Genomic DNA, 4,971 nt, shown 5'->3' with positions numbered 1-4,971 from the left:
CGCCCGCACCGTCCACGCCCCCCGCCCCCGGCGAGCCCAAGCCCCACGCCGTCACCCCCTGGCCCGCCGCCCGCGCCCGTGCCGCGCAGGCAGTGCCCCGGGCCGGGGGCGAGCCCGTGGCCGTCCCGCTGGACGAGGCGCTCGGCATGACGTTGGCCGCGCCGCTCACCGCCCTGACCGATCTGCCGTCGTTCGACACCTCCGCGATGGACGGCTGGGCCGTCGCGGGCCCCGGCCCCTGGGTCGTACAGGCGGACGGGATCCTGGCCGGGCACGAGCGCCCGGAGGCACTGGGGGACGGCGAGGCGGTCCGTATCGCCACGGGCGCCCGTATCCCGCGGGACGCCACCGCGGTCCTGCGCAGTGAGCACGGCCGCCTCGACGACAAGGGCAGGCTGCACGCCCTGCGCGAGGTGATGCCGGGCCAGGACATCCGCCCGCGCGGCCAGGAGTGCCGTTCCGGCGACCACCTCCTGCCGTCCGGGGCCCGGATCACGCCCGCCGTACTCGGCCTGGCCGCGGCCGCCGGATACGACACGCTCAGCGCCATCCGCCGGCCGTGCGCCGAAGTCCTCGTACTGGGCGACGAGTTGCTGACCGACGGGCTGCCCCGCGACGGCCTCATCCGGGACGCGCTCGGCCCGATGCTGCCGCCCTGGCTGCGCGCGCTGGGCGCCGAGGTCACCGGGGTGCGGCGGCTGGGCGACGACCCGGAGGCGCTCCACGAGGCCCTGACGACGTCCGCGGCCGACCTGATCGTGACGACGGGTGGTACGGCCGCGGGCCCGGTGGACCACGTCCACCCCACGCTGCGCCGCATCGGTGCCGAACTGCTCGTGGACGGCGTCGCCGTACGCCCCGGGCACCCCATGCTGCTGGCCCGCCTGCGTCCCGGCCGGCACCTCGTCGGCCTGCCGGGCAACCCGCTCGCCGCGATCTCCGGCCTGTTGACGCTGGCCGAGCCCCTGCTACGTACGCTCAACGGACGCGGTTCGGGGCATCCAGGGGGCCCCGCGACAACCACGGCCTACCCCGCGAGCACCCCGCACCCCGTAAGCACCCTGTACCCCGCGAGCACTCCGCACCCCGTAAGCACCGAGCACCCCGAAAACCCCGCCTACACCGCGTACTCCGCACCCGTACGCGATGACGTGCAGGGGCATCCGTACGACACCCGCCTCGTGCCCGTCGCCCTGCGCGGTGAGCACGCCGTGCCGTTGCGCTTCAACGGCCCGGCGATGCTGCGCGGCATCGCCGCGGCCGACGGGCTCGCGGTCGTGCCGCCCGGCGGCGCGCACAAGGGACAGGAGCTGGAAATCCTCGACCTGCCATGGGGCCTGGCCGACAGCGGGGAGTGTTTCACGTGAAACTTCCCGGCCACGACGCCATCGCCCGCCACCCCGAAGAGCACCACACGACCCACCGGATCAAGCTGCCCCAGCGGGTGGTCGAACGGCCCCTGCGCCAGGTCACCCGGCGTCTGGTGATGGCCTTGCTGGTGCTCGCCCTGACGACGTTCATAGTCTGGATCGATCGCGCCGGGTACCACGACAACTCCGACCAGCGCGTCGACTTCCTCGATGCCGCGTACTACGCCACGGTGACGCTCTCCACCACCGGTTACGGCGACATCGTCCCGTACAGCGACAGCGCCCGGCTCACCAACATCCTCCTGATCACGCCGTTGCGCGTGCTCTTTCTGATCATCCTGGTCGGCACGACCCTCGAAGTGCTCACGGAACGGACGCGCGAGGAATGGCGTCTGTCCCGCTGGAGGTCCAACTTGCGTGAACACACTGTCGTCGTCGGCTTCGGGACGAAGGGCCGATCGGCGATCCAGACGGTCTGCGCGACCGGTCTGAAGCCGGAGCAGATCGTGGTGGTCGATCCCAGCGCGAAGGTCATCGACGCGGCCACGGCCGAGGGCTACGCGGGTGTCGTCGGCGACGCGACGCGCAGCGACGTACTGCTCCGCGCGGAGGTGCAGCGGGCCCGGCAGATCATCATCGCGACGCAGCGTGACGATACGGCGGTCCTCGTGGCGCTCACCGCGCGGCAGCTGAACCGCGGGGCGAAGATCGTCGCCGCGGTGCGCGAGGAGGAGAACGCGCCGCTGCTGCGGCAGTCCGGCGCCGACGCGGTCATCACCAGCGCCAGCGCGGCGGGGCGGCTCCTCGGGCTCTCCGTGCTGAGCCCGAGCGCGGGCATGGTCATGGAGGACCTGATCCAGCAGGGCTCCGGGCTCGACCTCGTCGAGCGGCCGGTCATAAAGGCCGAGGTGGGCAAGGGCGTCCGGGATACGGAGGACCTCGTCGTGAGTGTCGTACGAGGGCATCGGGTGCTGGGGTACGACGATCCCGCCGTCGGGAAGCTCCAGTTGACGGACCGGCTGATCACGATCGTCCGCGCCTCGCCCGCGACGGTGATCGCACCTGACACGAAGCCGCTGCCGACGGACTGAACGGACCGAACGGACCGAACGGTCCCACCACGGCGGTGGCAGGCGTCTCTTGCAGGGCGCCCAGTTGGGGGCCGGGAGTAGCCTCGGAATCATGTATGCGATCACGATCCCGGAACCCGGCGGCCCCGAAGCGCTCGTGTGGGCCGAGGTGCCCGATCCCGTGCCCGGCGAGGGCGAGGTGCTGGTCGAGGTGGTGGCCAGCGCCGTGAACCGCGCCGATCTCCTCCAGCGGCAGGGCTTCTACAACCCGCCGCCCGGCGCGTCCCCGTACCCCGGTCTGGAGTGCGCGGGCCGCATCACCGCGCTCGGCCCCGGCGTCTCCGGCTGGGCGGTCGGCGACGAGGTGTGCGCCCTGCTCTCGGGCGGTGGCTACGCCGAGCAGGTGGTCGTCCCCGCCGGACAGCTGCTGCCCGTGCCCGAGGGCGTCGATCTCGTGACGGCGGCCGCGCTGCCCGAGGTGACCTCTACGGTCTGGTCAAACGTCTTCCTCATCGCCCACCTGCGTCCCGGCGAGACGTTGCTCGCGCACGGCGGTTCGAGCGGCATCGGCACCATGGCGATCCAGCTGGCCAAGGCGGTCGGCGCGAAGGTCGCCGTCACGGCGGGCAGCAAGGAGAAGCTGGCGTTCTGCGGGGAGTTGGGGGCGGACATCCTCATCAACTACCGCGAGCAGGACTTCGTCGAGGAGATCGAGCGGGCCACGGGCGGGGCCGGCGCGGACGTCATCCTCGACAACATGGGCGCGAAGTACCTGGACCGGAATGTGCGGTCCCTCGCGGTCAACGGCCGCCTCGCGATCATCGGCATGCAGGGCGGCGTCAAGGGCGAGCTGAACATCGCCACGCTCCTCAACAAGCGCGCCGCCGTCACCGCCACCTCGCTGCGCGCACGTCCCGCCGCCGAGAAGGCGTCGATCGTCGCGGCGGTACGGGAGCATGTCTGGCCGCTGATCGGCGGGGGGCATGTGCGGCCGATCGTCGACCGGGCGGTGCCGATGAGGGACGCGGCGGCGGCGCATCGGGTGCTTGAGGAGAGCGGGCACATCGGGAAGGTGCTTCTTACGCGGTAGCGCTAGCGGTAGCGGTGGCAGGGGCGGTATGCGGAGCGGGTGCGGGGCGGCTGCGGGTCGGACGTGGCTGAGCGCGCAGTTCCCCGCGCCCCCTTGCGGCGCTCCCCTTCGGGCGCGATCAAGGTGCCGGATCTATTACGTCATGTGAGGCTTATCGGTGGCGTAGTGATCCGTCTGATCTTGGGCGTCCCGATGGCGGGAGGTGGCCGGCGCGGTGGCTGTTTCACGGGTGACTCTTCGCGTGGCCCTCGTGGCCGCCCTCCTCACGGCCCTCACCACCCTCGCGGCGTGCGTGCCCGGTCTCCTGGCGTACGCGGCCGAATCCGCGCCCGGCGGGCCCCTCACCACCGTCGACGAGACCCCCCGGGCCGGCAGTCGCCCCGGCGAGGGCCGGGCGCGGCCGGGGCGCCAGGACCCGCACCTCCCCGACCCGCCACCACCGCCGCCACCGCCCACGCCGCCTCCCGCCATCCCCCCGCCCCCGCCGGAACCGTCGCCCGTGACCCAGCACGACGGCGTGTCCGAGGCCACCGGGCCAACGCCCGCCGGAACCTTCCTGACCGGCCTGCGCGTCCTGCCCCTCGGCGGCGGCCTGGTCCTCATCGGCCTCGGTCTCGGCTTCCTCGGTCTGCGTCTGCGGCGCGCCGGTTGAGGGTGGATCACCGCCGTACGGGGGCACCAACGATGTGTGATGTACGGGTGCGAGAGAATGGCGGCATGGAGATGCCGAGGAACGAACGGTCACCGGAGAACCCTCACATCCTGGTCGTGGGCCAGGACGGAATGGCTCTCGGTGGTGGCGGAGACGACGATTCCCGCGAGGTTCCGGTGACGGAGATGGTCGAACAGCCGGCCAAGGTCATGCGCATCGGCAGCATGATCAAGCAGCTTCTCGAGGAGGTGCGGGCGGCTCCTCTCGACGAGGCGAGCCGGGTGCGCCTCAAGGAGATCCACGCCAGCTCGGTCAAGGAGCTGGAGGACGGCCTCGCCCCCGAGCTGGTCGAGGAGCTGGAGCGGCTGTCCCTGCCCTTCACGGAGGAGGCGACGCCGAGCGACGCCGAGCTGCGCATCGCGCAGGCCCAGCTGGTCGGCTGGCTGGAGGGCCTCTTCCACGGGATCCAGACGACACTGTTCGCGCAGCAGATGGCGGCGCGGGCTCAGCTGGAGCAGATGCGCCGTGCGCTGCCGCCCGGCGTGGGCGGCGGCGAGGACGACGACGAGGGCGGCCTCGCGGGCCGTACGGGGGGCCCGTACCTCTAAAGCCCTCATACGACGACGAGGGGCCCGGTACGCGCGATGCGTACCGGGCCCCTCGCCGTGAAGAAGCGAAGAGCGGGGAGGACTAGGGCCTGTCCGGCGGATCATGCCGCGGGCCGCGGGGTCTGGCACGCCGATCTGCCGCGTTGTCGTCGGTTGACAACTCCCCCAAGCTCTCGGCTTC

5 protein-coding genes are annotated in these 4,971 nt (G+C 72.4%); all 5 read left to right on the top strand.

What is annotated here, in order from left to right; translation table 11 throughout:
* Nucleotides 1-1,367 (top strand): molybdopterin molybdotransferase MoeA (locus IG54_RS41060; protein WP_030795438.1); only part of this gene is annotated, 1,367 nt, incomplete at its 5' end.
* Nucleotides 1,355-2,461: a potassium channel family protein gene (locus IG54_RS0136880; RefSeq protein WP_234336482.1), complete on the top strand. Its 1,107-nt coding sequence runs from the start codon at nucleotides 1,355-1,357 to the stop codon at nucleotides 2,459-2,461. The genes IG54_RS41060 and IG54_RS0136880, both read left to right, overlap by 13 nt.
* A 91-nt stretch (nucleotides 2,462-2,552) precedes the next feature.
* Nucleotides 2,553-3,530, top strand: a complete 978-nt coding sequence (locus IG54_RS0136875) for an NAD(P)H-quinone oxidoreductase (protein ID WP_030795434.1) — start codon at nucleotides 2,553-2,555, stop codon at nucleotides 3,528-3,530.
* Between the two features lie 214 nt (nucleotides 3,531-3,744).
* Complete coding sequence (locus IG54_RS0136870; protein ID WP_063756310.1) at nucleotides 3,745-4,182, top strand: hypothetical protein; 438 nt, start codon at nucleotides 3,745-3,747, stop codon at nucleotides 4,180-4,182.
* Nucleotides 4,183-4,247: 65 nt separating this feature from the next.
* Nucleotides 4,248-4,790, top strand: coding sequence for a bacterial proteasome activator family protein (locus IG54_RS0136865; RefSeq protein WP_030795429.1), 543 nt, complete (start codon nucleotides 4,248-4,250; stop codon nucleotides 4,788-4,790).
* The last annotated feature ends 181 nt before the right edge of the window (nucleotides 4,791-4,971 follow it).

The organism is Streptomyces sp. NRRL S-920, assembly GCF_000717945.1.
GTDB lineage: Bacteria > Actinomycetota > Actinomycetes > Streptomycetales > Streptomycetaceae > Streptomyces > Streptomyces alboniger.
Note: the sequence above shows the minus strand (reverse complement) of the source record. Positions and strands in the feature narration are given on the sequence as shown.

Bases quoted from the DNA above. Each gene is read 5' to 3' on its own strand.
- IG54_RS0136875 (WP_030795434.1), top strand. From the start codon at position 2,553: ATGTATGCGATCACGATCCCGGAACCCGGCGGCCCCGAAGCGCTCGTG.
- IG54_RS0136865 (WP_030795429.1), top strand. From the start codon at position 4,248: ATGGAGATGCCGAGGAACGAACGGTCACCGGAGAACCCTCACATCCTG.